This is a genomic window from Bacillus infantis, assembly GCF_050107595.1.
Lineage (GTDB): Bacteria > Bacillota > Bacilli > Bacillales > Cytobacillaceae > Bacillus_AB > Bacillus_AB infantis_C.
Window position 1 is genome coordinate 1 of record NZ_JBNILH010000037.1, and the last position, 340, is coordinate 340.

General features: G+C 44.7%; 2 tRNA genes. Both read left to right on the forward strand.

What is annotated here, in order from left to right:
* Nucleotides 1-13 precede the first annotated feature (13 nt).
* Nucleotides 14-90 (forward strand) — tRNA-Ile (locus ACQCVH_RS25335).
* Between the two features lie 15 nt (nt 91-105).
* A tRNA-Ala gene (locus tag ACQCVH_RS25340) sits at nt 106-181 on the forward strand.
* The last annotated feature ends 159 nt before the right edge of the window (nt 182-340 follow it).

A 340-nucleotide genomic window follows, 5' to 3' on the forward strand; every position in this document is an offset into this window, starting at 1 on the left:
TCATATGTTATATGGGCCTATAGCTCAGCTGGTTAGAGCGCACGCCTGATAAGCGTGAGGTCGATGGTTCGAGTCCATTTAGGCCCACCATATAACTTTCATAACGGGGCCTTAGCTCAGCTGGGAGAGCGCCTGCTTTGCACGCAGGAGGTCAGCGGTTCGATCCCGCTAGGCTCCACCAAAGATGAATTCTTATTCATCTCATTTTGTTCCTTGAAAACTAGATAATGTAATGAAGAAGACATTACCGAGTAATCGCCATTTTAGGTTTTCTCTCAATTTGAGAGTGATACCATGAATAAGCTTCGCTTATTTTTAGGTTAAGTTAGAAAGGGCGCAC